Origin of the sequence: Polaromonas sp., from assembly GCF_029945925.1 — a bacterium.
Taxonomy (GTDB): domain Bacteria; phylum Pseudomonadota; class Gammaproteobacteria; order Burkholderiales; family Burkholderiaceae_C; genus Polaromonas.
On sequence record NZ_JAQSDN010000062.1, the window covers coordinates 96,205 to 122,570 of the forward strand.

The 26,366-nt window shown below is 61.9% G+C and carries 28 protein-coding genes and 2 tRNA genes; 21 read left to right on the forward strand and 9 right to left on the reverse strand.

Going from position 1 to position 26,366, the window contains the following annotated elements; genetic code table 11:
• The first annotated feature begins 64 nt into the window (after positions 1–64).
• From PSV40_RS20880 to PSV40_RS20900, 5 genes are all read left to right on the forward strand, one after another.
• Positions 65–1,465 carry a cytochrome b gene (locus PSV40_RS20880; protein WP_300541516.1) on the forward strand — a complete coding sequence of 467 codons (1,401 nt, stop codon included), beginning with the start codon at positions 65–67 and terminating at the stop codon, positions 1,463–1,465.
• 58 nt (positions 1,466–1,523) lie between these two features.
• Complete coding sequence (locus PSV40_RS20885) at positions 1,524–2,252, forward strand: cytochrome c1 (RefSeq protein ID WP_300541575.1); 729 nt, start codon at positions 1,524–1,526, stop codon at positions 2,250–2,252.
• An 87-nt stretch (positions 2,253–2,339) separates the two neighbouring features.
• Positions 2,340–2,951: a glutathione S-transferase N-terminal domain-containing protein gene (locus PSV40_RS20890; RefSeq protein ID WP_096667159.1), complete on the forward strand. Its 612-nt coding sequence runs from the start codon at positions 2,340–2,342 to the stop codon at positions 2,949–2,951.
• Between the two features lie 141 nt (positions 2,952–3,092).
• Positions 3,093–3,650 carry a ClpXP protease specificity-enhancing factor gene (locus PSV40_RS20895; RefSeq protein WP_300541518.1) on the forward strand — a complete coding sequence of 186 codons (558 nt, stop codon included), beginning with the start codon at positions 3,093–3,095 and terminating at the stop codon, positions 3,648–3,650.
• Positions 3,651–3,662: 12 nt separating this feature from the next.
• Positions 3,663–3,738, forward strand: a tRNA-Thr gene (locus PSV40_RS20900).
• A gap of 111 nt (positions 3,739–3,849) precedes the next feature.
• On the opposite strand, the gene PSV40_RS20905 is transcribed toward PSV40_RS20900, so the two are convergent.
• Entirely contained in the window at positions 3,850–4,167 is a 318-nt protein-coding gene (locus PSV40_RS20905) for a hypothetical protein (RefSeq protein ID WP_300541519.1), read from the reverse strand.
• Between the two features lie 35 nt (positions 4,168–4,202).
• Here PSV40_RS20905 and PSV40_RS20910 point away from each other — a divergent pair, with 35 nt between their 5' ends.
• From PSV40_RS20910 to PSV40_RS20930, 5 genes are all read left to right on the forward strand, one after another.
• Positions 4,203–5,183 carry a M23 family metallopeptidase gene (locus PSV40_RS20910; RefSeq protein WP_300541521.1) on the forward strand — a complete coding sequence of 327 codons (981 nt, stop codon included), beginning with the start codon at positions 4,203–4,205 and terminating at the stop codon, positions 5,181–5,183.
• Positions 5,184–5,318: 135 nt separating this feature from the next.
• On the forward strand, positions 5,319–8,084 hold the full coding sequence (secA, locus tag PSV40_RS20915) for a preprotein translocase subunit SecA (protein ID WP_300541523.1): 2,766 nt from the start codon (positions 5,319–5,321) through the stop codon (positions 8,082–8,084).
• Positions 8,085–8,121: 37 nt separating this feature from the next.
• A complete protein-coding gene (argJ, locus tag PSV40_RS20920) occupies positions 8,122–9,363 on the forward strand; it encodes a bifunctional glutamate N-acetyltransferase/amino-acid acetyltransferase ArgJ (protein WP_300541525.1) in 1,242 nt (413 codons plus the stop codon).
• Positions 9,364–9,394: 31 nt separating this feature from the next.
• Positions 9,395–10,366, forward strand: coding sequence for an ATP-binding protein (locus tag PSV40_RS20925; protein ID WP_300541527.1), 972 nt, complete (start codon positions 9,395–9,397; stop codon positions 10,364–10,366).
• Positions 10,363–10,833, forward strand: a complete 471-nt coding sequence (locus PSV40_RS20930) for an NUDIX domain-containing protein (RefSeq protein ID WP_300541529.1) — start codon at positions 10,363–10,365, stop codon at positions 10,831–10,833. Before PSV40_RS20925 ends, PSV40_RS20930 begins: the two co-directional genes overlap by 4 nt.
• Positions 10,834–10,950: 117 nt before the next feature.
• On the opposite strand, the gene PSV40_RS20935 is transcribed toward PSV40_RS20930, so the two are convergent.
• Positions 10,951–11,634 carry a lytic transglycosylase domain-containing protein gene (locus PSV40_RS20935; RefSeq protein WP_300541531.1) on the reverse strand — a complete coding sequence of 228 codons (684 nt, stop codon included), beginning with the start codon at positions 11,632–11,634 and terminating at the stop codon, positions 10,951–10,953.
• 5 nt (positions 11,635–11,639) lie between these two features.
• On the reverse strand, positions 11,640–13,385 hold the full coding sequence (locus PSV40_RS20940) for a proline--tRNA ligase (RefSeq protein ID WP_300541533.1): 1,746 nt from the start codon (positions 13,383–13,385) through the stop codon (positions 11,640–11,642).
• 113 nt (positions 13,386–13,498) lie between these two features.
• On the opposite strand from PSV40_RS20940, the gene PSV40_RS20945 reads away from it, so the two are divergent.
• The gene (locus tag PSV40_RS20945) at positions 13,499–14,197 is read left to right on the forward strand and encodes an RNA pyrophosphohydrolase (protein WP_300541577.1); all 699 of its coding nucleotides are present in this window, start codon (positions 13,499–13,501) and stop codon (positions 14,195–14,197) included.
• Positions 14,187–14,684: a CNP1-like family protein gene (locus PSV40_RS20950; protein ID WP_300541535.1), complete on the forward strand. Its 498-nt coding sequence runs from the start codon at positions 14,187–14,189 to the stop codon at positions 14,682–14,684. The genes PSV40_RS20945 and PSV40_RS20950 overlap by 11 nt, the downstream gene beginning before the upstream one ends.
• On the opposite strand, the gene proB is transcribed toward PSV40_RS20950, so the two are convergent.
• The 4 genes from proB to rplU all read right to left on the reverse strand — a co-directional run bounded on the left by proB (position 14,674) and on the right by rplU (position 17,717).
• Positions 14,674–15,810, reverse strand: coding sequence for a glutamate 5-kinase (gene proB, locus PSV40_RS20955; RefSeq protein WP_300541537.1), 1,137 nt, complete (start codon positions 15,808–15,810; stop codon positions 14,674–14,676). The genes PSV40_RS20950 and proB overlap by 11 nt on opposite strands.
• A gap of 91 nt (positions 15,811–15,901) precedes the next feature.
• The gene (cgtA, locus tag PSV40_RS20960) at positions 15,902–16,987 is read right to left on the reverse strand and encodes an Obg family GTPase CgtA (protein WP_293594221.1); all 1,086 of its coding nucleotides are present in this window, start codon (positions 16,985–16,987) and stop codon (positions 15,902–15,904) included.
• A gap of 132 nt (positions 16,988–17,119) precedes the next feature.
• Positions 17,120–17,377, reverse strand: coding sequence for a 50S ribosomal protein L27 (gene rpmA, locus PSV40_RS20965; RefSeq protein ID WP_096667180.1), 258 nt, complete (start codon positions 17,375–17,377; stop codon positions 17,120–17,122).
• 28 nt (positions 17,378–17,405) lie between these two features.
• Positions 17,406–17,717, reverse strand: a complete 312-nt coding sequence (gene rplU / locus PSV40_RS20970) for a 50S ribosomal protein L21 (RefSeq protein ID WP_300511790.1) — start codon at positions 17,715–17,717, stop codon at positions 17,406–17,408.
• A 160-nt stretch (positions 17,718–17,877) separates the two neighbouring features.
• On the opposite strand from rplU, the gene PSV40_RS20975 reads away from it, so the two are divergent.
• The 9 genes from PSV40_RS20975 (at position 17,878) to PSV40_RS21015 (ending at position 24,997) form a co-directional block, all read left to right on the forward strand.
• A complete protein-coding gene (locus PSV40_RS20975) occupies positions 17,878–18,861 on the forward strand; it encodes a polyprenyl synthetase family protein (RefSeq protein WP_300541540.1) in 984 nt (327 codons plus the stop codon).
• A gap of 19 nt (positions 18,862–18,880) precedes the next feature.
• A tRNA-Pro gene (locus PSV40_RS20980) sits at positions 18,881–18,957 on the forward strand.
• Positions 18,958–19,115: 158 nt separating this feature from the next.
• Positions 19,116–20,852 (forward strand): type IV-A pilus assembly ATPase PilB, encoded by a 1,737-nt coding sequence (gene pilB, locus PSV40_RS20985; RefSeq protein ID WP_300541542.1) that lies wholly within the window; start codon positions 19,116–19,118, stop codon positions 20,850–20,852.
• 83 nt (positions 20,853–20,935) lie between these two features.
• Positions 20,936–22,153 (forward strand): type II secretion system F family protein, encoded by a 1,218-nt coding sequence (locus PSV40_RS20990; RefSeq protein ID WP_300541544.1) that lies wholly within the window; start codon positions 20,936–20,938, stop codon positions 22,151–22,153.
• The gene (locus PSV40_RS20995) at positions 22,153–23,013 is read left to right on the forward strand and encodes an A24 family peptidase (protein WP_300541546.1); all 861 of its coding nucleotides are present in this window, start codon (positions 22,153–22,155) and stop codon (positions 23,011–23,013) included. The genes PSV40_RS20990 and PSV40_RS20995 overlap by 1 nt, the downstream gene beginning before the upstream one ends.
• 4 nt (positions 23,014–23,017) lie before the next feature.
• Positions 23,018–23,617 carry a dephospho-CoA kinase gene (gene coaE / locus PSV40_RS21000; protein ID WP_300541548.1) on the forward strand — a complete coding sequence of 200 codons (600 nt, stop codon included), beginning with the start codon at positions 23,018–23,020 and terminating at the stop codon, positions 23,615–23,617.
• 38 nt (positions 23,618–23,655) lie between these two features.
• Positions 23,656–24,411, forward strand: a complete 756-nt coding sequence (gene zapD / locus PSV40_RS21005; RefSeq protein WP_300541550.1) for a cell division protein ZapD — start codon at positions 23,656–23,658, stop codon at positions 24,409–24,411.
• 55 nt (positions 24,412–24,466) lie between these two features.
• Positions 24,467–24,673, forward strand: a complete 207-nt coding sequence (locus tag PSV40_RS21010) for a DNA gyrase inhibitor YacG (RefSeq protein WP_300541552.1) — start codon at positions 24,467–24,469, stop codon at positions 24,671–24,673.
• 78 nt (positions 24,674–24,751) lie between these two features.
• Complete coding sequence (locus PSV40_RS21015) at positions 24,752–24,997, forward strand: hypothetical protein (RefSeq protein ID WP_300541554.1); 246 nt, start codon at positions 24,752–24,754, stop codon at positions 24,995–24,997.
• Between the two features lie 71 nt (positions 24,998–25,068).
• Here the strand turns inward: PSV40_RS21015 and grxD are convergent, their stop codons facing one another.
• Both grxD and prmC read right to left on the reverse strand, forming a co-directional pair.
• Entirely contained in the window at positions 25,069–25,389 is a 321-nt protein-coding gene (grxD, locus tag PSV40_RS21020; RefSeq protein WP_096667198.1) for a Grx4 family monothiol glutaredoxin, read from the reverse strand.
• Between the two features lie 97 nt (positions 25,390–25,486).
• Complete coding sequence (gene prmC, locus PSV40_RS21025) at positions 25,487–26,359, reverse strand: peptide chain release factor N(5)-glutamine methyltransferase (RefSeq protein WP_300541556.1); 873 nt, start codon at positions 26,357–26,359, stop codon at positions 25,487–25,489.
• Between the last annotated feature and the right edge of the window lie 7 nt (positions 26,360–26,366).

The window sequence follows — 26,366 nt, forward strand, 5'->3', positions numbered from 1 at the left end:
GACAACCCGCTGGCGCCGCGTGGCGCCCGCCAAGTCCCCCATCGAGTAGCAAATAGGACCCCTTATGGCTGAATTCAAAGAAATTTCCCCCGATGCGCCGGCTGCCGCCAGGTTGATGAACTGGGTCGACAACCGCTTCCCGGCCAGCAAGCTCTACAAAGAGCACATGAGCGAATACTACGCACCAAAGAACTTCAACTTCTGGTACGTGTTCGGCTCGCTGGCGCTGCTCGTGCTCGTCATCCAGATCGTCACCGGCATTTTCCTGACCATGCATTACAAGCCCGATGCCGCGCTGGCGTTTGGCTCGGTTGAATACATCATGCGCGACGTGCCTTGGGGCTGGCTGATCCGCTACATGCACTCGACAGGCGCGTCGGCATTTTTTGTCGTGGTCTATCTGCACATGTTCCGCGGCCTGATCTACGGCAGCTACCGCAAGCCGCGCGAGTTGATCTGGATTTTCGGCTGCGCGATTTTCCTGGCGCTGATGGCCGAGGCCTTCATGGGTTACCTGCTGCCCTGGGGCCAGATGAGCTACTGGGGCGCCCAGGTGATCGTCAACCTGTTTGCCGCCATTCCCTTCATCGGTCCCGATCTGGCCCTGTTGATCCGCGGCGACTACGTGGTCGGCGACGCCACGCTGAACCGCTTTTTCGCCTTCCACGTGATCGCCGTGCCGCTGGTGCTGCTGGGCCTGGTGGTCGCGCACCTGATCGCGCTGCATGAAGTCGGCTCCAACAACCCCGACGGTGTGGAAATCAAGGCGAAAAAAGACGCCGCCGGCAAGCCGCTCGATGGCATTCCTTTCCATCCCTACTACACGGTGCACGACATCTTTGCGGTCAGCGTGTTTCTGATGATCTTCTCGGCCATCATCTTCTTTGCCCCCGAGGCTGGCGGTTATTTTCTCGAGTACAACAACTTCATCCCGGCCGACCCGCTGAAGACGCCGCTGCACATCGCCCCGGTCTGGTATTTCACGCCCTACTACTCGATGCTGCGCGCCATCACCAGCGAGATGATGTACGCGCTGATCGCCTGTGTGCTGGCGGGTGCGGTGCTGGGTGTGCTCAAGGCAAAAATCGCCACGCTGTTCAAGCTGGTGATTGTTGGCGCCGCCGTGGTGCTGATAGGCGCGATGCTGATGATCGACGCCAAGTTCTGGGGCGTGGTTGTCATGGGTGGCGCGGTCATCATCCTGTTTTTCCTGCCCTGGCTGGACAACAGTGCCGCCAAATCGATCCGTTACCGGCCCACCTGGCATTCGTGGCTGTACGGCATTTTTGTCGTCAACTTCCTGGTGCTTGGTTACCTCGGCATCAACCCGCCTTCACTGATCAACGAGCGCGTCTCGCAGGTCGGAACGCTGTTTTATTTCGGCTTCTTCCTGCTGATGCCCTGGTGGAGCCGCCTGGGTACTTTCAGGCCGGTTCCTGACCGCGTGACTTTTGCTGCCCATTGAGCCGGAGACTCCTGACATGATGAAGACACTGAAACAACTGGCTCTGGGTTTTGCCGTCATGCTGGCGCTGGCCGGTACGGGCGCGCACGCGGCGACCACGGGCATTGCCTGGGACAAGGCGCCCAACAAGACCAACGACCTGGGCGCGCTGCAAAACGGCGCCAAGCTGTTCGTCAACTACTGCCTGAACTGCCACTCCGCCGCGTTCATGCGCTACAACCGCCTGCGCGACATCGGGCTGACCGAGCAGCAGATCAAGGACAACCTGCTGTTCGCCACCGACAAGGTGGGCGAGACCATGAAGGCCTCGATCGACCCGAAGCAGGCCAAGGACTGGTTTGGCGCGAACCCGCCTGACCTGACCGTGATCGCGCGTTCGCGCGCCGGCGCGGGCGGCTCGGGTGCGGACTACCTCTACACCTATCTGCGCACCTATTACCGCGACGACACCACTGCCACCGGCTGGAACAACCTGGCGTTCCCCACTGTGGCCATGCCGCATGTGTTGTGGGAACTGTCCGGCGAGCGCAAACCGCTGTACGAGGAAAAGGAAGAGCACGGCCACAAGGTGGCGATCTTCAAGGGTTGGCAGCAAGTGACGCCTGGCACCATGACGAACCTCCAGTACGACCAGGCCATGGGCGACCTGGTTGGCTATATGCAGTGGATGGCTGAGCCTGCACAGAATACCCGCGTCAGGGTCGGTGCCTGGGTGCTGCTGTTTCTCCTGGGTCTGACTTTCGTTGCCTGGCGCCTGAACGCGGCATTCTGGAAAGACATCAAGTAATTTTTTTCGCCGGGGCTGGCTTCCCGGCACCTTCTGGAGTGGATGCCGTCAACGGTTCCACTCCTTTGCATTTAGGAGTTCCGAACCATGATGGTCCTTTATTCAGGCACGACCTGCCCGTTTTCGCATCGCTGCCGTTTTGTGCTGTTTGAAAAGGGTATGGACTTCGAAATCCGCGACGTGGACTTGTACAACAAGCCCGAAGACATCAATGTCATGAATCCCTACGGCCAGGTGCCGATTCTGGTCGAGCGCGACCTGATTCTGTACGAGTCGAACATCATCAACGAGTACATCGACGAGCGTTTCCCGCATCCGCAACTGATGCCCGGCGACCCGGTCGACCGTGCGCGGGTTCGCCTGTTTCTGCTCAACTTCGAGAAAGAACTGTTTGTCCACGTCAGCACGCTGGAAGCACGCGCTTCCAAAGGCAACGAAAAGGCGCTCGAAAAGGCCCGCTCGCACATCCGTGACCGCCTGACGCAGCTGGCGCCCGTGTTCCTGAAAAACAAGTTCATGCTGGGTGACAACTTCTCCATGCTCGACGTGGCGATTGCCCCGTTGCTCTGGCGCCTGGACTATTACGACATCGATCTGTCGAAAAATGCCGCACCCCTGCTCAAATATGCGGAGCGCATCTTCTCGCGTCCGGCTTACATCGAGGCGCTGACGCCGTCCGAGAAGGTCATGAGAAAGTAATGGCCCCCACGCTTGTCGCTTCGCGTACTGCGCTGCCCCCCGGGGGGGCGCTGCGCCTGCGGCCCGGCAAAGCCGGTTCCGCGGCCCCTGCTTGTGAAGAGGGGGCCCGCAGGCTGTCTTGGACCTGGCTTGGCTGATTTCATGAACGCCCTGGACTCCACCTCCACACGCCCCTACCTGATACGGGCTCTGTACGACTGGTGTACCGACAACGGGCTCACGCCTTATGTGGCGGTGGCTGTGGACGAGACCGTGCAGGTGCCGCGTGAATACGTCAAGAACAACGAGATCGTGCTCAACATCAGTTTTGATGCGACGAGCTCGCTCAAGCTGGGCAATGACTTCATCGAGTTCAAGGCGCGTTTTGCCGGGAGTGCCCGCGAGATCATGGTGCCGATTGGCCGTGTGATTGCCATTTACGCCCGCGAGAACGGGCAGGGAATGGCGTTTCCGCTGGCGACAGGGCCGTCGGAGGGTGTTTCCCCGTCATCGGTTCAGGCGGACGCGCCGCCTGCCGCAACGGAGGTGGACCCGTCTCCGACCTCGGAAGCGAAGATCGTACAATTGGTTCCAGCCAACAATTCCTCTTCGGCCTCTTCGGCCTCTTCGGCCTCTTCGGCGCGCGACGATGATCCGGAACCGCCCGAACCACCCCAGCCGCAACAAGGCAAGCGCCCTTCACTCAAGCGCGTCAAGTAAAATAGAGTTTGTGCCGCTTTAGCTCAGTTGGTAGAGCAACCGCCTTGTAAGCGGTAGGTCGTCAGTTCGAATCCGACAAGCGGCACCATTCACCTCCATCCTGTCCCGGCCAAGTGCCGGCGGACAGCGTTCACTCCCGGTTTGATAGCAGTCCGGCCAGCGCAGGCTGGCCTTGGCCGAGAGCGGGTCAGGCTGGCTACTACTTTCGGCTGATTAGTATCTTCAACCGAATTGAGGTAACCTTCCAACCTTTATCGATCAGGCGGGACTGGATCAGTGGCAGCAACTGGCGTACTTTGGCCGCAGCGGCATTGCTGCTGACCAGCAGGCACCATGCCCCGTCTTCGATCGGCCCGGCCTGAATCGCGGGGCGCAAGGCTTCAGGAATCAGTGACTCCACAGCCTTGAGCCTGTCGCTGGATTCCTGGACAAGCCCGGCCAGCCGCGCCAGCGATGGCGAGTTCTCGACAGCCTGGCTGAAAGTGACGGCCTGGTGACGGCGGGGGCTGGAGTTCAAGGTTATCAGGCTCTGATTTTGAAGGAGACGACTACGTGCATTTGATTATCACGGATGCTTGGCTGGCGCAAAGCCGTGCCATTTATCTGAGCGGGACCAAGCTGGTGGTGGCGGGGTTTGTCGCGGCACTGGCATTGATGCTGGTGGCCGCGGGCATGTACCACTGGGTTTTCCTCAAGGGCGCGCGCGAGGGCTGGCCGGTGATCGGTGCCCTCGTCAAACTGGTGGTCAAGGACGAGTTCGAACAACGGGACCGCTTCATGCGGGAAAACCTCGACGCCATGGCCAAACGCCTGGGCGAAATGCAGGCCAAGATGATGCAGCTCGAATCGCTCGGTGAGCGGGTCTCGGGCCTGGCAGGTGTCAGTTCCAGCGAGATCAGGACCCAGCCCGGGCGCGGCGGCGCGCTGGTGGAAGGACGCTCGCTGAGCATGGAAGAGCTGCAGGCGACCCTGGCCGACCTCGACAAATTGACAGACCAGCGCGTGGACCTGATGACAGTGATGGAGTCCAGGCTGTTTGACCAGAAGATCAAGAAAATGATGGTGCCCACCCAGCAGCCGGTGGCGGCCGGCGTGCTCGGCTCTGCTTTCGGCTGGCGGATTGACCCGCTGAACGGTCGCTCCGCACTGCACACCGGGCTGGATTTCCCGGCCGAACCCGGCACGTCGATTCTGGCTGCGGCAGGTGGCGTTGTGGTCACGCAGGAATACCACCCGGCTTACGGCAACATGGTCGAAATCGACCACGGCAACGACCTGGTGTCCCGTTATGGCCATGCGTCCAGGGTGATGGTCAAAAAGGGCGACCTGATCAAGCGGGGGCAGAAAATTGCCGAGGTTGGGACAACCGGGCGCTCGACCGGGCCGCATCTGCATTTTGAAGTGTTGGTGCAGGGCGTGTTCCAGGATCCCCAGAAATTCCTGACGGCAGGCCAGAAACTGCCCGCGCCGATGGCGCTCGCCACTGTCCCGCCGGCCCAGGGACCGTCGGTTCAGGCGGTCCGGCCGAAGTAAGGGCGCGGCAGAGGTAAAATCGGCGCTTCGCGCGCAGTTGAAACCAGCTGGCAGCGCCCCTACCTAAGTCGATACTCAATAAGGATTTCGGCCGCACTGCCCGCTCATGGGAGCTGTCAGCGCGGCCTCGCATTTATGGCTTCCAATATCCTGACCAAAATCTTCGGCAGCCGCAACGACCGCCTGCTCAGAACCTACCGTAAATCCATCGAGCAAATCAATGCACTGGAAGCACCACTGGAAGCCCTCGATGATGAGCAGCTGCGTGCCAAGACCCGGGAATTCATAGACCGCCTGGCCAAGGGCGAGACCCTGGACGAGATCCTCCCCGAAGCCTTTGCCGTGGTCCGGGAAGGCAGCAAGCGTGTCATGAAGATGCGCCACTTCGACGTGCAGATGCTGGGTGGCATGTCGCTGCACAACGGCAAGATTTCCGAGATGGGAACCGGCGAGGGCAAAACCCTGACGGCGACGCTGCCGGTCTACCTCAATGCGCTGACCGGCAAGGGCGTGCATGTGGTCACGGTCAACGACTACCTCGCCAACCGCGACGCCCGCTGGATGGGCAAGCTCTACAACTTCCTGGGCCTGACGGTCGGCATCAACCTGCCGAACATGCAGCGCCCCGAGAAGCAGGAAGCCTACCGCGCCGACATCACCTACGGCACGAACAATGAATTCGGTTTCGACTACCTGCGCGACAACATGGTCTACGAAGTGGCCGACCGTGTTCAGCGCGGACTGAACTACGCCATCGTCGACGAGGTGGACTCGATCCTGATCGACGAAGCCCGCACGCCGCTGATCATCAGCGGCCAGGCCGAAGACCATACCGAAATGTACCTGGCCATCAACAAGGTGGTTCCCCTGCTGACGCGCCAGGAAGGCGAGGCCGACCCGCGTACCGGCGAGGGCATCATCAAGCCCGGCGATTTCACGCTCGATGAAAAGACCCACCAGGTGTTCCTGACCGAGCAGGGCCACGAAAACGCCGAACGCATCCTGTTCAGCCTGGGCCTGATTCCCGAAGGCGCCACGCTGTACGACCCGGCAAACATCTCGCTGATGCACCACCTGTACGCGGCCCTGCGTGCCAACCACCTCTACCACCGCGACCAGCACTATGTGGTGCAGGACGGCGAGATCGTGATCGTCGACGAGTTCACCGGCCGCCTGATGTCGGGCCGGCGCTGGAGCGAGGGCCTGCACCAGGCCGTCGAGGCGAAAGAGGGTGTGGAGATCCAGGCCGAGAACCAGACCCTGGCATCGATCACCTTCCAGAATTACTTCCGCCTGTACGGCAAGCTGGCCGGCATGACCGGAACGGCCGACACCGAGGCCTACGAGTTCCAGGAAATCTACGGACTCGAGACCACGGTGATCCCGCCGAACCGACCGAGCCGGCGCGAGGACCAGCTCGATCGCGTGTACAAGACCACGCGTGAAAAATACGAGGCGGCCATCAAGGACATCCGCGAATGCCACGAACGCGGCCAGCCGGTGCTGGTGGGCACCACGTCGATCGAAAACTCGGAAATCATCGACCAGCTGCTGGACAAGGAGAAATTGCCGCACCAGGTGCTCAACGCCAAGCAGCATGCACGCGAAGCCGACATCGTGGCCCAGGCCGGACGTCCCGGCATGATCACGATCGCCACCAACATGGCCGGCCGCGGCACGGACATTGTGCTTGGCGGCAACGTGGAAAAACTTGTTGAGGCGGTCGAGGCGGACGAGTCGCTGGACGCCGGGGCCAAAGCGGTGGAAATCGCCCGCCTGCGCGCCCAGTGGGCGCAGGACCACGAGCAGGTTAAGGCGCTCGGCGGCCTGCGCATCATTGCCACGGAGCGGCATGAGTCCCGCCGCATCGACAACCAGCTGCGCGGCCGCTCGGGCCGCCAGGGTGACCCCGGCTCCTCGCGTTTTTACCTGAGCCTGGACGACACGCTGATGCGCATTTTTGCCGGCGACCGGGTCCGCGCCATCATGGAACGGCTCAAGATGCCGGACGGCGAGGCCATCGAGGCCGGCATCGTGACACGCAGCATCGAGTCCGCCCAGCGCAAGGTGGAGGCGCGCAACTTCGACATCCGCAAGCAGTTGCTGGAATACGATGACGTCGCCAACGACCAGCGCAAGGTGATTTACCAGCAGCGCAACGACATCATGGACGCGGCCAGCCTGGAAGGGCAGATCGCCTCCCTGCGCGAGGGTTGTTTTACCGACCTGGTGCGCCAGTACATCCCGACCGAAAGCGTGGAAGAGCAGTGGGACATTGCGACCCTGGAGAAAGTGCTGAGCGACGAATGGCAGCTCGAGATCTCCCTGCACGACGAGGTCCAGGCAGCCACCGCCATCACCGACGAAGACCTGCTGGGAAAAGTGATTGCCGCCGCCAACGCGGCTTTTGCCGACAAGGTTGAAAAAATCGGCGCGGAAAACTTCACCCAGTTCGAGCGCATCGTGCTGCTGCAGAGCATTGACTCGCACTGGCGCGAGCACCTGAGTTCGCTCGACTACCTGCGCCAGGGCATCCACCTGCGCGGTTACGCCCAGAAGCAGCCCAAGCAGGAGTACAAGCGCGAGGCCTTCGAGCTGTTCGGCCAGTTGCTCGACAGCGTGAAAAATGAAGTCACCAAGCTGCTCATGACGGTCCAGGTCCAGTCGGGCGAACAGCTCGGCCAGGCCGCCGAGGAAATGGAAGACCGCGCGGAGCGGATCGCCAACGTGACCTACACGGCGCCGACCGAAACCGGCGAAGTGGAAACCACGGTGGATGAGGAATCGCTGCGCTACAAGCAGGCCTTGCCGGCCGGCGCTGTGCCACGCGTGGGCCGCAACGATCCGTGCCCTTGCGGCTCGGGAAAAAAATACAAACTCTGCCACGGAAAACTCAATTGAGTTCCGTCCGTCGGCCTGCTTCTGGAGCCAAGACAACATGCCCGTGAACCTGCTTGCCACGCCTGCCGACCAGCTCCATCCCGTGCCCGGCGTGCGCTGGGGCATTGCCGAGGCGGGCATACGCAAGGCCGGCCGCAAGGACCTGTCGGTGCTGCTGCTCGATGAGGGCGCCTCGGTGGGGGCGGTGTTTACGCAAAACCGCTTTTGCGCCGCACCGGTGCAGATTTGCCGCGAGCACCTCGCCCGAAACGGCGGTCAGAGCCTGGGCATACGCGCGATGCTGATCAACACCGGCAACGCCAATGCCGGCACCGGCGCGGACGGCCTGAGCCGGGCGCACGCCAGCTGCATTGCGCTGGCGCGTGAGCTCAATGTGGCCCCGGAGCAGATCCTGCCGTTTTCCACCGGTGTGATCATGGAGCCTCTGCCCCATGAGCGAATTGCCGCAGGCCTGCCCGCTGCACTGGCCGATGCAAAAGCCGACAACTGGGGCAGGGCCGCCGAGGCCATCATGACCACGGACACCGTGGCCAAGGCGTTTTCCAGCCGCATCACCCTGGGCGGCGTGCCCGTGACCATCACCGGCATCAGCAAGGGCGCCGGCATGATACGGCCCAACATGGCCACCATGCTGGGCTTTGTGGCGACCGACGCCTGTGTGGCGCAGGGCCTGATGGCGCAGCTCGCCACCGAACTGGCCGAGGGCTCTTTCAACCGCATTACGGTTGATGGAGACACCTCCACCAACGACTCGTTTGTCGTGATTGCGAGCAACCAGGCCAGGCATGCCCCTGTCACTTCGCTGGACAGCCCCGACGGCCAGGCCCTGAAGTCGGCCATGCTGGACATCGCGAAAAAGCTGGCGCAGGCGATTGTGCGCGACGGCGAGGGCGCGACCAAGTTCATCACCATCAGCGTCGAAGGCGGCAAGACCGCTGCCGAGTGCCGCCAGGTGGCCTACGCGATTGCGCATTCGCCGCTGGTCAAGACAGCCTTTTTTGCGAGCGACCCCAACCTCGGCCGCATCCTGGCCGCGGTCGGTTATGCCGGTATCGCCGATCTGGACCAGACCCAAATCGACCTCTACCTCGACGATGTGCTGGTGGCCCAACACGGCGGTCGCCATGCCGCTTATGTCGAGGCCGACGGCCAGCGCGTGATGAAACAAAGCGAAATCACCGTGCGTGTGTTGCTGGGCCGCGGCACGGCGGCCGATACGGTGTGGACCTGTGACCTGTCCTACGACTACGTCAAGATCAACGCCGACTACCGCAGTTGAGCCTCTGCTTTTTCTTCGTACCTGACCGACCATGAACGAGCAATTTGAACGCCTGATGGCGCGTGCGGAATCCCTGCTTGCGCGGATCGAATCCGTGCTGCCGCAACCCCTGTCCGCGCCCGACTGGAGCCAGGCGATCGCCTGGCGCTACCGCAAGCGCAGTTCGGGCCACGGCTCGCTGGAGCCGGTGCGCCACATCGGCAGCATGAGCCTCACGGACCTCAAGGAAATCGACGGCCAGAAGGAAAAGATCCGGCGCAACACCGAGCAGTTCGTGATCGGCAAGCCCGCCAACAATGTGCTGCTGACCGGCGCCCGCGGCACCGGCAAGTCCTCGCTGATCAAGGCCTGCCTCAACGCCTATTCGGCGCGCGGCCTGCGCCTGATCGAGGTCGACAAGACCGACCTGACCGATCTGCCCGATATCGTCGACGTGGTCTCCGGCCTGAGCGAAAAATTCATCGTGTTCTGCGACGACCTGAGTTTTGAGGAAGGCGAACCGGGCTACAAGGCGCTCAAGTCCATCCTCGACGGCTCCATCGCTGCGGCCACGCCGAATGTGCTGATTTACGCGACCAGCAACCGGCGCCACCTGCTGCCCGAGTACATGACGGAAAACCTGACCTACTCCCGCAGTGAAGACGGCGAGGTGCATCCCGGCGAAGTGGTCGAGGAAAAGATTTCGCTGTCCGAACGCTTCGGGCTGTGGGTCAGCTTCTACCCGTTCAGCCAGGACGAATACCTGATCATCGTCGCGCAGTGGCTGTCGTCATTCGGCGTCAGCCCGGACGCAATCACCGCGGCCCAACCGGCATCGCTGGTCTGGGCGCTGGAGCGCGGTTCACGCAGCGGCCGCGTGGCCTACCAGTTCGCGCGCGACTACGCCGGCCGTGACAGTGACCAGCGGCCCACCGCCGCACCGGCCATCGCCGCGTACGAGCGACCCGGCGCTGCGGCTGCGGCGTCCGATCCCGGCGACGCGGCGGCTGATCACGCGACATGAGTGTGCTGATCGCCGACGGCGAGCGCCCGCGCGAGGGCGGCGCTGACCGCCAGGTGGTGGATGTCGCAGTGGGTGTGTTGCTGCGGCCGAACGGTGACTTCCTGCTGACCTCCCGGCCCCCGGGCAAGGTCTATGAACACTACTGGGAGTTTCCCGGCGGCAAGCTGGAGCCCGGCGAGACGGTGGAGCAGGCTTTGCGCCGCGAATTGCAGGAAGAAATCGGCATCACCATAGGCGCCGTCCAGCCCTGGCAAATCGAGCTGGTGGACTACCCGCATGCGCTGGTGCGGCTGCATTTCTGCAAGGTGTTCGACTGGACGGGCGAGCTGCAGATGCACGAGGGCCAGCAGTTTGCCTGGCAGCGCCTGCCGGTGGCGGTCCAGCCGGTGTTGCCGGGCACGCTGCCGGTGTTGTCCTGGTTCGCAGCCGAACGCCAGTTTGCCGGCGCTACGCACGCCGCAGGTTGACTGGTGCGTGTACAGGTGGCCTTGAGGTGCTCTGTTATTGATAGCTGTCTGCGCTTGTCCAGTAAGGGCTGAAGGCACTTTTGGCTTGAAATCCGGCTTGCTGTCTGGTCGCTGGCCTCAGGCCGTGAGTTCCCACTGTTTTCTCGCACCGAGCACCGCTTCCGGGTAGGCCGCCTTGCCGCGCGAACCGTTGTAGCGGCCCAGGCCCAGGAACAGGTCGCCTTTTTCCCGGTCCAGGTAATGCCGCAGGATCACGCAGCCAAAACGCAGGTTGGTCTGCATGTGAAACAGCTTGCCGGCATCGCCGTCGCCAATGACCCGGGTCCAGAAAGGCATGACCTGCATGTAACCCCGGGCGCCGACACGGCTGACCGCAAATTTACGGAAGTTGCTTTCGACCTGGATCAGGCCCAGCACCAGCGCCACGTCCAGGCCGGCGCGCTTGCTTTCGTACCAGACCGTCTGCAGGAATTCCTTACGGATCTGCCACTCCGGTTTTTTCTTCCAGAGCCGGTCGCTCATGGCACCCAGCCAGCGCAGGTAGGCGAGGCGGCTTTCGGTGTCGCGAAATTCGGGCACCGGCGGCGCCTGGCTGGCGATGGCTGAACTCAGCGCCGTGCGAACCGAGTCGATCAGGGGTTCTTCGATCTGTGCGCCGGCCAGTGATTGCTCCGAAAAAAGGAGCGCTCCCCCCAGAACGGAAAAGGACTGAAGGCACTTTCTTCTTGAAAGCCCGGCAGCCAGCGGAGGGGCGGCTGCAGCGGGTGTCTGGGGCGACAGGAAGAAGTTGGACAGCCTCATTGAGCTCAGAGGGCCAGTTTTCCCTTGAGGAAGTTGAAGGCGTCGGCAAGGTCGATCTTGCTCGATGCCGCGTCGCGGCGATGCTGGTATTCCAGCTGGCCGTCTTTCAGGCCGCGGTCGCCGATGGTGACGCGGTGCGGCACCCCGATGAGTTCCCAGTCGGCAAACATGGCCCCAGGCCGTTCGCCCCGGTCGTCCAGGATCACGTCCACGCCGGCCGCGACCAGCTCGTCATGAAGCTTTTCCGCCGCCGCTTTCACCTCGGGAAAGCGGTCCGGGCTGATGGGACAGAGCACCACGGTAAAAGGCGCAATCGCGTCCGGCCAGATGATGCCGCGCTCGTCATGGTTCTGCTCGATCGCCGCTGCCGGCAGGCGCGTGATGCCGATGCCGTAGCAGCCCATTTCGAGGAACTGCGGCTTGCCGTTTTCGTCGAGAAAGGTTGCGTTCATCGCCTGGCTGTATTTGGTGCCGAGGTAGAACACATGGCCCACTTCGATGCCGCGCTCAATCGCCAGCACGCCCTTGCCGTCGGGGGAGGCGTCACCCGCGACCACATTGCGGATGTCGGCGATCAGGTCGGGCTCGGGCAGGTCGCGGCCCCAGTTGACGCCGGTGATGTGGAAGTCTGCTTCGTTGGCGCCGCAGATCCAGTCGCTCATCACCGCCACCTCCCGGTCGGCCACGATGTTGAGCGGCTTCTTCAAGCCCACCGGTCCGAGGTAACCCGGCTTGCAGCCAAAGTGCTCGTCAATTTCCTCTCCGGTGGCAAAGCGGAAACCCGCATTGAGCCCCGGCAGCTTGCCGAGCTTGACCTCGTTCATGTCGTGGTCGCCGCGCAACAGCAGCAGCCAGACCTGGGTCTTGACCACTTCGTCGTAATCGTTGAGCTCATCGGTGGCCAGCACCAGCGACTTGACGGTGCGTGCCAGCGGCAGCCCCAGCAGTTCGGCCACGTCGGCGCAGGTGGCCTTGCCCGGCGTCGGTGTCCTGGTCATGGCCTGTGAGGCTGCCGCGCGTGCACCTTGGGGCGCCAGCGCTTCGGCCTTTTCCATGTTGGCGGCGTAGCTGCTCTCCGGGCAGTAGACGATGGCGTCTTCGCCGGTGGCGGCAATCACCTGGAACTCTTCACTGAGGTCGCCGCCAATCGCGCCGCTGTCGGCCGCGACGGCGCGGTAGGTCAGGCCGAAGCGGTCAAAAATCCGGCGGTAAGCCTGCGCCATGACCTGGTAGCTGGCCTTGGCGGCGGTCTGGTCGCGGTCAAAGCTGTAGGCGTCCTTCATGATGAACTCGCGCCCGCGCATCAGGCCAAAGCGTGGCCGGCGTTCGTCGCGGAATTTCGTCTGGATCTGGTACAGGTTTTTCGGCAACTGCTTGTAGCTCTTGATGTCCTGGCGCATCACGTCGGTGATGACTTCCTCGCTGGTCGGCTGCACCACAAAGTCGCGGCCATGGCGGTCCTTGATGCGCAGCAGTTCCGGCCCCATGGAGGCAAACCGGCCGGTTTCCTGCCAGAGCTCGGCCGGCTGGATCACCGGCATGCTCATTTCCACCGCGCCGGCGCGGTTCATTTCCTCGCGCACGATGGCTTCCACCTTGTGGATCACGCGCAGGCCCATGGGCATGTAGTTGTAGATGCCGGCGCCCAGTTTCTTGATCATGCCCGCGCGCATCATCAGCTGGTGGCTTACCACCTCGGCGTCGGCGGGCGCTTCCTTGAGGGTGGAAATGAAGAACTGGGAGGCTTTCATGGATGGTTTTTCCGGGCTTCGTGAGGTTTTTGGGACTGCCGCCCCGGCGTGCGCTTGGCTCTGAGCATTCTGCTGTGCATAATGGACTCAGTTTAAAAAATTGAGGTTTGATTATGCTTGACCGGGACGGCTTTCGGCCCAACGTCGGCATCATCTTGCTCAACCAGAGAAGTCAGGTATTTTGGGGCAAGCGTATCCGTACCCACTCGTGGCAGTTTCCGCAGGGTGGCATTGATCGGGGCGAAAATCCCGAGCAGGCCATGTTCCGCGAACTGCACGAAGAAGTGGGGCTGATGCCGCAACATGTGCAGTTGCTTGCCCGGACCCGTGACTGGTTGCGCTATGAGGTGCCTGACCGGTTTATCCGCCGCGATGCGCGCGGACACTACAAAGGCCAGAAACAGATCTGGTTTCTCCTCCAGCTGGTCGGTCACGACTGGGACCTGAACCTGCGCGCAACCGACCATCCGGAGTTCGACGCCTGGCGCTGGAACGACTACTGGGTTCCGCTGGACGTCGTTGTGGAATTCAAGCGCGGCGTCTATGAAATGGCGCTGACCGAGCTGTCGCGTTTTGTGCCGCGTTTTGAAAACCGCTTCGAACCGCGGCCCGACCACCGCAACCGCTATTTGCGTGGCGGCATGCGCCACCGCGATCCGGCCGATGCCGGTCCGGGCGACCCGGGTCTTCAGGGGCTGCGCGGTGCCGGCTTGCCCGGCGCATCTTTCGAGTTGCCTCCCGGCGCAACGTTTGAGCCCGATCCCCAAACCAGCTTCATGGCTGCTTCCAGAAAAGACAAGCATGACATTTAAATCCTGGGGTGCGGCATGTTTGCTGGGCCTTTCCCTGGCGGCCTGGGCGCAGCCCCATGTCAATACCGATCCCCTCGACTGGAAAGAAGGCGAGGTGCCGGCGCCACCGGCTTTCGACACGCGAAAACTTCTGACTTTTGAAGTGGCGGGTTCCTCGCTGGTTTTTGGTGTGGATCCGGCCACCTTGCGCATATCGGACGACGGAATTGTCCGTTACGTGATGGTTGCCAGCAGCGCCAGCGGCGCGCGCAATGTGTTTTACGAAGGCCTGCGCTGCGTCAGCGGGGAGCTCAAGACCTATGCCCGCTACACCCCGGAAGGCGCCTGGGTCAAGGTGAACCAGCCGCAGTGGCGCTCGCTTTTCGGCAGCGCATCGACGCGGCACGCACTGCAGCTGGCCAGGGCAGGGGCCTGCAACAACGCTGCGCCGCCGGCCTCGGTCGAAGAAATGGTCCGCCTGCTCAAAACCCAGGGGCTCAGGCCGTAAGCACCAGGTTGGTCCGGTGGATCATTTCGGCTTCACCGGTGTAACCGAGCAGCTTTTCAAATTCTGAAGAGGGTTTGCGGCAGATCAGCCGGGCCTCCGCGCTGGAATAGTTGGCCAGCCCCCGGGCGACTTCGGCGCCGTCGCCGTCGCGGATGGCAATCACATCCCCCCGGGAAAACTCGCCCTGCACGGTGGTCATGCCGATGGGCAGCAGGCTTTTGCCCTCGTCGCGCACCTTGACGGCTGCGCCGGCGTCCACCGTCACCGCGCCACGTAGCTGCAGGTGGTCGGCGATCCATTGCTTGCGGGCCTGGTTCTTCCCCGTCTGGGCAACAAGCAGCGTGCCGATGGCTTCGCCTTGTGTCAGGCGGATCAGGGCATTCGGTTCACGGCCCCACGCAATCACGGTGGAGGCGCCGGACCCGGCCGCGCGTTTGGCCGCCAGAATTTTCGTGATCATGCCGCCCTTGCCGATGCTGGAGCCGGCGCCGCCCGCCATGGCTTCCAGCGCCGGATCACCGGCTTGGGCCTCATGGACAAACCGCGCAGACGCATCCTTGCGCGGGTCGGCGGTGTACAGGCCCTTCTGGTCGGTCAGGATGATCAGCGCATCGGCATCGACCAGGTTGGCGACCAGGGCGCCCAGCGTGTCGTTGTCGCCGAACTTGATTTCGTCGTTGACCACGGTGTCGTTTTCATTGATCACCGGCACCACACCGAGCTGCAGCAAGGTCAGCAGGGTGGATCGGGCATTGAGATAACGTTCGCGATCGGCCAGGTCGGCGTGGGTGAGCAGCACCTGTGCACTGCCGACGCCGTTTTCGCGCAGCTGGCTTTCGTAGACCTGCACCAGGCCCATCTGGCCGACCGCGGCAGCGGCCTGCAGTTCATGGATGGCCTTGGGACGCGTGGCCCAGCCCAGCCGTTTCATGCCCTCGGCGATGGCGCCGCTGCTGACCATGATGACTTCGCGGCCGCTTTTGACCAGCACGGCAAGCTGTTGGCACCACTGCCCGATGGCCTGCGCGTCCAGTCCCCGGCCTTCGTCGGTGACCAGGCTGGAGCCGACCTTGACGACGATGCGTCTGGCGTTGAGAAGGACGGTGGACGCTGTTTTTTCCTGCATGTTCAGGGTATTTTAGTGCTCCAGCCCAAGCTGGCTGGACGCGGGTAGCTACTGTTTATGTAGCGCGGCAAAAGGACGGCTGCAGGCGTTTTCAGCCGGCCGCCGGTGGGTCTGCCGGCAACTCCGCAAAACGCGGGTCGACCTCTTCCGGCTCCTGCTCGCTTTTCTGCACCGACTTGACGTGCTGGTAAATCGTCTTGACCAGCTGCTCGCAGCCCTCGCGTGTCAGGGCCGATATCTCGAACACCGGGCCCTTGAACTTGAAACGTTTGACAAAGTCCTTGACCAGCGCGGCCCGCTTGTCCGCATCCACCATGTCGAGCTTGTTGAGCACCAGCCAGCGCGGCTTGTTGTACAGCGCTTCATCGTATTTCTTGAGTTCGCCCACAATGGCCTTGGCCTGCGCCACCGGATCCACGCTGTCATCAAACGGCGCCATGTCCACGATGTGCAGCAGCAGGCGGGTGCGCTGCAGGTGGCGCAGGAACAGGTGGCCCAGGCCGGCCCCTTCTGAGGCACCCTCGATCAGGCCGGGCAAATCCGCAACGACAAAACTCTGTTCCGGACCGACCCGCACCACACCGAGATTGGGGTGCAGAGTGGTAAAGGGGTAGTCGGCAATACGCGGTCTGGCGTTGGAGATGGCCGAAATGAAGGTGGACTTGCCGGCGTTGGGCATGCCCAGCAGGCCGACATCGGCCAGGACTTTCAGTTCCAGCTTGAGGCTTTTGTGCTCACCGGGCCAGCCTGGCGTCTTGCTGCGCGGCGCCCGGTTGGTCGAGCTCTTGAAGCGCAGGTTGCCGAAACCGCCGTCGCCGCCTTTGGCGATCAGCACTTCCTCGCCGGGCACCAGCAGCTCAAACAGAACCTCGCCGGTTTCGGCGTCGGTGAGGATGGTGCCCACCGGCATCTTGAGGATGATGTCGTCGCCTTTGGCACCAAACATGTCCGAGCCCATGCCGTGCTCGCCATTGCGCGCGTGGTGGCGGCGCGAAAACCGGAAATCCACCAGGGTGTTCAGGTTCACGTCCGCCAGGGCATACACATGCCCGCCACGGCCGCCGTCACCGCCGTTGGGGCCACCGAACTCCTTGTACTTTTCATGGCGGAAGGAGACGCAGCCACTCCCGCCATCGCCGGCGGCGATGTCAATATAGGCTTCGTCAACAAATTTCATGATTTTGAAGGGGTGTCCGGCAGCAGGGGCTGTCTGAATCCTGAAGGTAGTTTACAAAGATTGGAAAACAAGAGGAGCCAAAACAACAAAGCCCCGACCAAGCGGGGCTTCGATGCCATCGAAGTGATCAGCTTACGCTGGTGTCACGTTGACGGTGTGCTTGTTCAGCGCGCCCTTGACAGCAAACGATACCGAACCGTCCACCAGTGCAAACAGGGTGTGGTCCTTGCCGATGCCGACATTGACGCCCGGATGGAACTTGGTGCCACGCTGGCGCACGATGATGCTGCCTGCGTTGATCACTTCGCCGCCAAACTTCTTGACGCCCAACATTTTTGGCTTGGAATCCCGCCCGTTTCGCGTAGAGCCGCCGCCTTTTTTCTGTGCCATTTTTCAATACTCCTTGGTGCGTCGCTGCTTAACCGGCGATGACGCCGATTTGCAGTTCCGTGAAGTTCTGACGGTGACCTTGACGTTTTTGGTAGTGCTTGCGCCTACGCATTTTGAAAATGCGCACTTTGTCGCCCCTGCCGTGAGACAGGACAGTTACCGTAACAGTAGCGCCGGACACCAAGGGCGTACCAACCGTGATTGTGCTGCCGCTTCCGACAGCCAATACCTGGTCAATAACGATCTCTTGGCCTACGTCCGCAGCAATCTGTTCTACTTTAATTTTTTCACCAGTGGCAACTTTGTATTGTTTGCCGCCGGTTTTTATGACCGCGTACATGTGAGACCTCGTATGTGAGTTCTGCGGACGGATTTCCACAGAGCCTTATATTCTAGCACGGCGCCATTATTTGGCGCAGGACCCTCGGTCAGCCGCCGCCGGGTGTCCCGGCTGGGGTGCTTGCTTTCTATAATTCCTGAAATCTCATGTCTGGACCGTTTTGTCTGTAAATTCTTCTAGCACCGCCGCAGCACTGGCCCTGATTGCCGACGACATGCAGGCCATGGACGCCGTGATTGCACGCCGCCTGAGCACCGAGGTGCCGCTTGTCAGCCAGGTATCGCAATACATCATCGCCGCCGGTGGCAAGCGCCTTCGTCCTGCGCTGCTGCTGCTGATGTGTGGCGCTTTGGGTTACCGGGGCGAGCAGCGCTTCAATCTGGCCGCTGTGGTGGAATTCATACATACGGCGACCTTGCTCCATGATGACGTGGTTGACGAGTCCGCCTTGCGCCGGGGCCGGGCCACCGCCAACGCTTCATTTGGTAACCCGGCCAGTGTTCTGGTGGGGGATTTCCTCTATTCCAGGGCGTTCCAGATGATGGTCGATGCCGGCGACATGCGCATCATGCAAACCCTGGCCGAGGCGACCAACATCATTGCCGAAGGCGAAGTGCTTCAATTGATGAACATGCACGATGCCGGCCTGTCCGAAGAAGGCTATCTGCGCGTGATCCGCTCCAAAACCGCCAAGCTGTTTGAGGCGAGCGCCCGGCTGGCTGCATTGCTGGCGCAGGCGCCGGCTGACATAGAGCTTGCCTGCGCCGACTACGGACAGGCACTGGGAACCGCCTTCCAAGTGATTGACGATGTGCTGGACTATGACGGTGATGCCGAGGAAATGGGGAAGAACCTCGGGGACGACCTGCGCGAGGGCAAGGCGACCTTGCCGCTGATCATCGCCATGCAGCGCGGCACCGCTGACGAGCAGGCCACCATCCGGCAGGCCATCGAGACCGGCGGGACCGGGCAGCTGGTCGAGATCGTGGCCATTGTCCGCAAGACCGGTGCCCTGCAGGCGACCCGGGACGCAGCGGCTGCGGAGGCTCAGCGCGCTGTCCAGGCCTTGACGGAACTAGGGGTCAACCCCTACAGCGAGGCCTTGCTACAATTGGCTTCTCAGTTGCTGCAGCGCCGTTCCTGACGCTTGAGGCGGCACTTTTCGGGGTGTAGCTTAGCCTGGTAGAGCGCTACGTTCGGGACGTAGAGGCCGGAGGTTCGAATCCTCTCACCCCGACCATTCATGGTCCGCTCCCGTTCCCCCACATCCCGTCCGCGGATGCCTGATCTTTGCTTTGTTCCAACACCGGGTCAGGGGCAGAACGCTTTTAGATTTACACCGCCAGATCTATCGGCGATGATGTCAATTTTATCAATTCGGGCTGGATTCTCAAAACCATGGCAGCTGTCGATTCTGTAAGCAATGCTCCCGCCGCGCTGGCATTGCCCGGCTTGGGCAGGGCATTGGTCATTGCCGGCAAGCTGGGCCAGAAGGCTGCGGAGGACATTTTTCGCAAGGCCCAAAGCGGACGCACCAGCTTTATTGCCGAATTGACCGGTTCCGGCGCGGTATCCCCGTCAGACCTCGCGCACACCATGTCCACCGCGTTTGCGGCCCCCCTTCTTGATCTGAATGCGATAGACACACAGCGCTTGCCCAAGGGTTTGCTGGACACCAAAATCTGTCAGGCTTACCGGATTGTGGTCCTGAGCAAGCGCAGCAACCGCCTGATCGTCGCGACCGCCGACCCATCCGATCAGGAGGCCGCGGAAAAAATCAAGTTTTCCACCCAGATGGGGGTGGACTGGGTCATCGCCGAATACGACAAGCTGTCCAAGATGGTGGAGGCGTCTGCCACCACTGCCACCGAAGCCATGGACAGCATCATTGGTGATGATTTTGAATTTGATGAGTCCACCGTCGAGGCGGCCAGCGCGGACAGCAACGACACCGGTGTTTCGGAGGTGGAGGACGCGCCGGTTGTCAAGTTCCTGCACAAAATGCTGCTCGATGCGTTCAGCATGCGGGCTTCGGACCTGCATTTCGAGCCCTACGAGCATACCTACCGGGTGCGCTTCCGCATCGACGGCGAGTTGCGCGAGATTGCCTCGCCGCCTGTGGCCATCAAGGAAAAGCTGGCCTCGCGGATCAAGGTCATCTCGAAAATGGACATTTCGGAAAAGCGGGTTCCCCAGGACGGGAAGATGAAGCTGAAAATCGGACCCGACCGGGTGATCGATTTCCGGGTCAGTACCCTGCCCACGATGTTCGGTGAAAAAATCGTGATCCGTATCCTGGATCCGAGCAGCGCCAAACTGGGCATTGATGCGCTGGGTTACGAGCCCATTGAAAAGGAGCGCCTGCTCAACGCCGTGCAGCGTCCCTACGGCATGGTGCTGGTGACCGGCCCCACCGGTTCCGGCAAAACCGTGTCCCTGTACACCTGCCTGAATATCCTGAACAAGCCAGGCGTGAACATCGCCACGGCAGAGGACCCGGCCGAGATCAACCTGCCTGGCGTCAACCAGGTCAGCATGAACGACAAGGCCGGCCTGACGTTTTCCGTGGCCCTGAAAGCGTTTTTACGGCAGGACCCGGACATCATCATGGTCGGCGAGATCCGCGATCTGGAAACGGCCGAAATCTCTATCAAGGCAGCCCAGACCGGCCATCTGGTGTTATCCACCTTGCATACCAACGATGCGCCAGCCACGCTGACGCGTCTGCGCAACATGGGCATTGCCCCCTTCAACATTGCCTCGAGCGTCATCCTGATCACGGCGCAGCGCCTGACGCGGCGCCTTTGCCCCAACTGCAAGGCGCCCGCTGATATTCCGCGCGAGACCTTGCTGGACGCGGGTTTCAAGGATGAGGATGTGGACGGCACCTGGACGCCTTACCGGCCGGTGGGCTGCTCCATGTGCAACAACGGCTACAAGGGACGGGTCGGGGTTTACCAGGTCATGCCCATCACCGAGGAACTCCAGCGGATCATCCTGCGTGATGGCAGCGCACTCGAAATCGCTGCGCAGGCAGAAAGCGAAGGTGTCAAAAGCCTGCGCGGAGCGGGTCTGCACAAAGTCAAACTCGGCATGACCTCACTCGAAGAAGTCCTGGCCTGCACCAATGCTTAAGCCCTTGTCACTCAACAAGCGGGTCTGTCGCGTCGCTGGTCATTTCAAGTCCCCATCATCACTTCCCTACTGAAGAAGGCACCATGGCAACTGCAGCATCCAGAGACATCAAGGAATTTGTCTTCGAGTGGGAAGGCAAGGATCGCAATGGCAAGCAGGTGAGAGGCGAAACCCGGGCGGTGGGTGAAAACCAGGTCAAGGCCTCCTTGCGCCGGCAGGGGGTGCTGGCGACCAAGATCAAGAAGCGCGGCATGCGTTCGGGCAAGTCCATCAAGCCCCGGGATATCGCCATTTTCACCCGTCAACTGGCCACCATGATGAAGGCAGGCGTGCCGCTTCTGCAGGCTTTCGACATTGTCGGGCGCGGCAACGCCAATGCCAGCGTGACCAAACTGCTCAATGACGTTCGCACGGATGTGGAAACCGGGACCTCCCTGAGCGCCGCCTTCCGCAAATACCCGCTGTACTTCAATGCGCTGTACTGCAACCTGGTGGAAGCCGGCGAGGCCGCCGGTATCCTGGAGCAGTTGCTCGATCGCCTTGCCGTCTATATGGAAAAAACCGAGGCCATCAAGTCGAAAATCAAGTCGGCACTGATGTACCCGACCTCGGTGGTGGTGGTGGCTTTTGTGGTGGTTGCGGTGATCATGATTTTCGTGATCCCCGCGTTCAAGGAGGTGTTCACATCTTTCGGCGCTGATTTACCGGCCCCGACACTGTTTGTGATGGCCATCAGCGAGTTTTTTGTGGCTTACTGGTGGCTGATTTTCGGTGGCATAGGTGGGAGTATTTACTTCTTCATGCAGGCCTGGAAGCGCAATGAAAAAGTGCAGCGGGTGATGGACCGGCTCCTGCTGAAAATGCCGGTGTTTGGCGCCCTGATAGAAAAGTCCTGCATCGCCCGCTGGACGCGTACGCTGTCGACGATGTTCGCCGCCGGTGTGCCGCTGGTGGAAGCACTGGACTCGGTCGGTGGCGCCTCCGGCAACTCCCTTTACGAGGATGCTACCCGGAAGATCCAGCAGGAAGTCTCGACCGGCACCAGCCTGACGGCGGCCATGGGCAATGCCAACCTGTTTCCGACCATGGTGCTGCAGATGTGCGCCATCGGCGAGGAGTCGGGTTCTGTGGATCACATGCTCGGCAAAGCGGCAGATTTTTATGAGGCCGAGGTCGATGAGATGGTGGCGGGCCTGTCCAGCCTGATGGAGCCCATCATCATCGTGTTCCTCGGTGGCCTGATCGGCGGGATTGTGGTGTCTATGTACCTGCCGATCTTCAAACTGGGTCAAGTGGTCTGATGCCCGGGCTCGCGCTCGGTTTGCCTGCCGAACTTAACGCCGCGCTGGCAGGTATCCTGGGGCTGCTTGTCGGCAGCTTCCTCAATGTGGTTATTTACCGCTTGCCGAAAATGATGGAGCGGCAATGGGCGGCCGAGTGTGCCGAGCTTGCCGGCAAGGTTGCAGACAGCGCCGAAAAATTCAATTTGATGGTGCCGCGTTCCCGCTGCTCCAGCTGCGGCCATGTGATTGCCTGGTACGAAAACATTCCCATCCTGAGTTACCTTTTCCTGACGGGTAAATGTTCTGTCTGTGGGACGAAGTTCGGATGGCGCTATCCGCTGGTGGAGGCCGTCACGGGCGCCTTGTTCTTTTTTTGCGCCTGGCGATGGGGCTTGACCGCCACCGGCCTGGCCTGGAGCGGTTTTGCCGCCACCTTGCTGGCACTGGCGCTGATTGACTGGGATACCACGCTGTTGCCGGACGATGTCACCCTGCCGCTGCTGTGGGCGGGTTTGATCGTCGCCGCGCTGGGCTGGAACCCGGCGGTGCAGCTCACGGATGCCCTGTGGGGTACGGTGGCCGGTTATCTGTCCTTGTGGCTGGTGTACTGGGCTTTCAAGTTGTTGACCGGCAAGGAAGGCATGGGTTACGGAGACTTCAAGCTTTTTGCGGCCCTGGGGGCCTGGTTCGGCTGGAGCGCGCTGGTGCCGATGATCCTGATGGCGTCGGTGATTGGTGCCCTGGTCGGCATTGCGTTGAAGTTCTCCAGCGGCTTGCGCGAAGGAGGGTATGTGCCCTTTGGCCCTTTTCTGGCAGGTGCGGGGCTGACGGCCATGGTGTTTGGTCCCCAGTCCATCCTGCGCTTCATCGGGTTGTAGCCGCATGCTGGCGTTGCGCGTGGGCTTGACGGGCGGCATTGGCAGCGGAAAAAGCACGGTTGCCGCGATGCTGGCCGACTGCGGCGCCACGGTGATCGATTCCGACGCCATCTCGCGTCAGGTCACGGCGCCGGGAGGCGCTGCCATGGACAGGCTTGCCAGGCAGTTTGGTGCCCGGTTCATCACACCGGAAGGCGGCTTGAACCGCGACGCGATGCGCGAACTGGTCTTTGCGGATGCCGGGGCAAAAAAGCAGCTGGAAGCCGTTGTGCATCCGCTGGTCGGCGAAGAAACCGACCGGCAGGCAGCGCAGGCCGCCAGCGCCTGTATCGTGTTTGATGTTCCCCTGCTGGTCGAGTCAGGGCGCTGGCGCCAGCGTGTAGACCAGGTACTGGTGGTGGACTGCAGTGAGGCAACCCAAGTCGCCCGGGTGATGGCGCGCAACGGATGGACGCGCGAAGCGGTCGAGCGAGTCATGGCCGGGCAGGCCAGCCGCGAGCAACGGCTCGCCGCCGCCGACATCTGCATTTACAACGACGCCCCCCTGTCGCTGGCCGCGCTGGCGGTGATGGTGCAGCAACTGTCGCGGCGCTTCGGGCTATGATGGATGGACCACCAACCCGCTGAAAAAGATATATCGCAGTGATCCTTTACGAGTATCCCTTCAACGAACGCATTCGTACTTATTTGCGACTTGAGCATCTGTTTCACCGCTTGGGCGAACTGGCTGCGCGCGAACATCCGACCGACCACCATTACGCCATCACGACCATTTTCGAAATCATGGATGTGGCGGCCCGTGCCGACCTGAAGACCGATGTGCTCAAGGACCTGGACCGGCAGAAACACACGCTCAACGGCTACCGCGGCAACCCGGCGATTTCCGAGGCGGTGCTGGACGAGGTCACCGGACAGCTGGATGGGTGTTTTTCGGCCTTGAACAGCCTGCCGGGAAAAGCGGGGCAGTCCCTGACTGAAAACGACTGGCTCATGAGCATTCGCAGCCGCATCGGCATCCCCGGTGGAACCTGTGAATTCGATCTGCCGGCGTATTTCGCCTGGCAGCACTTTGAGACACGCCTGCGGCAGCAGGACTTGCAGCGCTGGATCGCCACGCTGGTGCCGCTGGCCGAGTCGGTGCGGATGTTGCTCAAGTTGCTGCGCGACTCCGGTCTGCCGCAAAAAGTCGTGGCAGCGGGCGGGCAGTACCAGCAAACCTTGCCGCAGGGACGTACCTTCCAGCTTCTGCGCCTGCTGATCGACCCGAGCCTGGGGCTGATTCCGGAGATCAGCGGCAACCGCCTGATGGTTTCCGTGCGCCTCATGCGCCATGAAAGTGACGACCGGCTGCACGCCTGCACCGACGATGCTGCGTTTGAACTGACACTTTGTTCCTGAGACCGGCTTGTGGACGCCGGTCCTGACCCCTGATTTCCAGCTTGAACTTGCGACCATGAATCCAGACCAGCCCCCACCCAAAACAGTGGTCTGCCCCACCTGCGGCGGCCCCAGCATTTACGCGCCGGAAAACCGGTTCAGGCCTTTTTGTAGCGAGCGTTGCAAAAATATCGATCTCGGTGCCTGGGCCAGCGAGGGTTTTCGCTTGCCGGCCGACGCGCCGCCGGATGACCAGGTCTACGGCGACGCCAGATTGCAATAGGGCCTGCCATCGTGTAAAAACGGCAGGACGGCAGGACGGCAGAAAGCCAAGCCGTCACTCAACGAGGAGGAGAGGGACATGATTCAAGCATCATTGGCACGCCGCGCGACGGCCGTGTTGGCGGCGGCCCTGCTGCTTGGCTTTGCGGCGGGCCCCAGCCTGGCGGCCAGCAAGAAGGCCCCCAAAAAGGCCAGTGCCCCACCGGGCAAAAGCGTCAAGTTCATACCCGGCTCGCAGGAAACCGCCAAGGAGCGCGCTACAAGGCTCAAGCGCGAGTGCAAGGGGCGGGTCAATGCCGGGGCGTGTGAAGGGTATACCCAGTAAAGGCCGGCCAGCCTGAGGGCTGCACAACCTGCCAGTGACGGGCAGGCCTGCGGGAAGGTCTGGGAAGGGTTTTATTCGGCGGGTGTGCCCAACACCTGCTGCAATTCGCCGCTCTCGTACATCTCCATCATGATGTCCGAGCCTCCGACAAATTCGCCTTTCACATACAGCTGGGGAATGGTCGGCCAGTTGCTGTATTCCTTGATGCCGTGGCGGATCTCTTCGTCCTCGAGCACATTCACGGTAGCGGGCTTGGTCACGCCGCAGGCTTTGAGCACCTGGATCGCGCGTCCGGAAAAACCGCACATGGGGAACTGGGCCGTGCCTTTCATGAAAAGCACAACCTCACTGGACTTGACGATCTGGTCAATGCGTTGCTGGGTATCGTTCATGGGGGTCCTTTGGATGGGAGTGTTGGGCGGCCGAAGGAAAGCCGGCCTTTGCCTTGCTCGAATAAATGGATGTCAGACGCGGTAAATCAATGGGTGATTATCCCGCCGTTTGGCTGCCGGTGCCCGCAGCAGGGTCGGGCCAGCGCCCTCCCGAGCAGCGGGGGGTGCCGGCCAGGTCGGCCCGGCTTTGCACTTCGGCAAAGCCCCGCTGCTTGAGCAGCTCGCACACCGCCCGGGCCTGGTCGTAGCCGTGTTCGAGCAGCAGCCAGCCTTGTGGCTGCAGGTAGGCTGGCGCCTGCTCGATGATCCGCCGGAGATCGTCCAGGCCGTTTTTTCCGGCCGTCAGTGCCTGCAGGGGTTCATGGCGCAGGGCAGGCAAGTGCGGATCGGCATCGGCCACATAGGGCGGGTTGCTGACAATCAGGTGAAAGGGGCCGTTTACGTTTTCGAACCAGTTGCTCTGCAGAAAATGGACCGGCAACCGGTGCTGCCCTGCGTTGGCAGCCGCAACCGCCAGCGCATCGCTGCTGGCATCCACCGCCGTGAGGTCGAGCGCAGGCCGGGTTTTCTTCAGCGCCAGGGCAATCGCGCCGCTGCCGGTGCCCAGGTCGAGTACCCGGGCGGACGCCGGCATGTCCGCTAGGGCCAGTTGTTGCAGGGCCCATTCCACCAGGGTTTCCGTGTCCGGACGCGGCACCAGCACGCGGCCATCGACCTGCAGTTCCAGGCCGAAAAATTCCTTGCTGCCGACCAGATAGGCCAGCGGTTCACCGCCAGCGCGGCGCAGGCTGAGTTCGCGGAAACACTGCGCCGCCTCTTCCGGCAGGGGAGTCGTGTCATGCGTGAGCAGCCAGGCGCGGTCGGCGCCGGGTTTGCCGAGTGCGTGCAGCAGCAGCAGCTGGGCGTCCAGCCGCTCCAGCCCGTGTGTGCGGGCGGCTGTCAGTGCCTGCGCGCAGGTGAGGGGGTTCACGGATGGG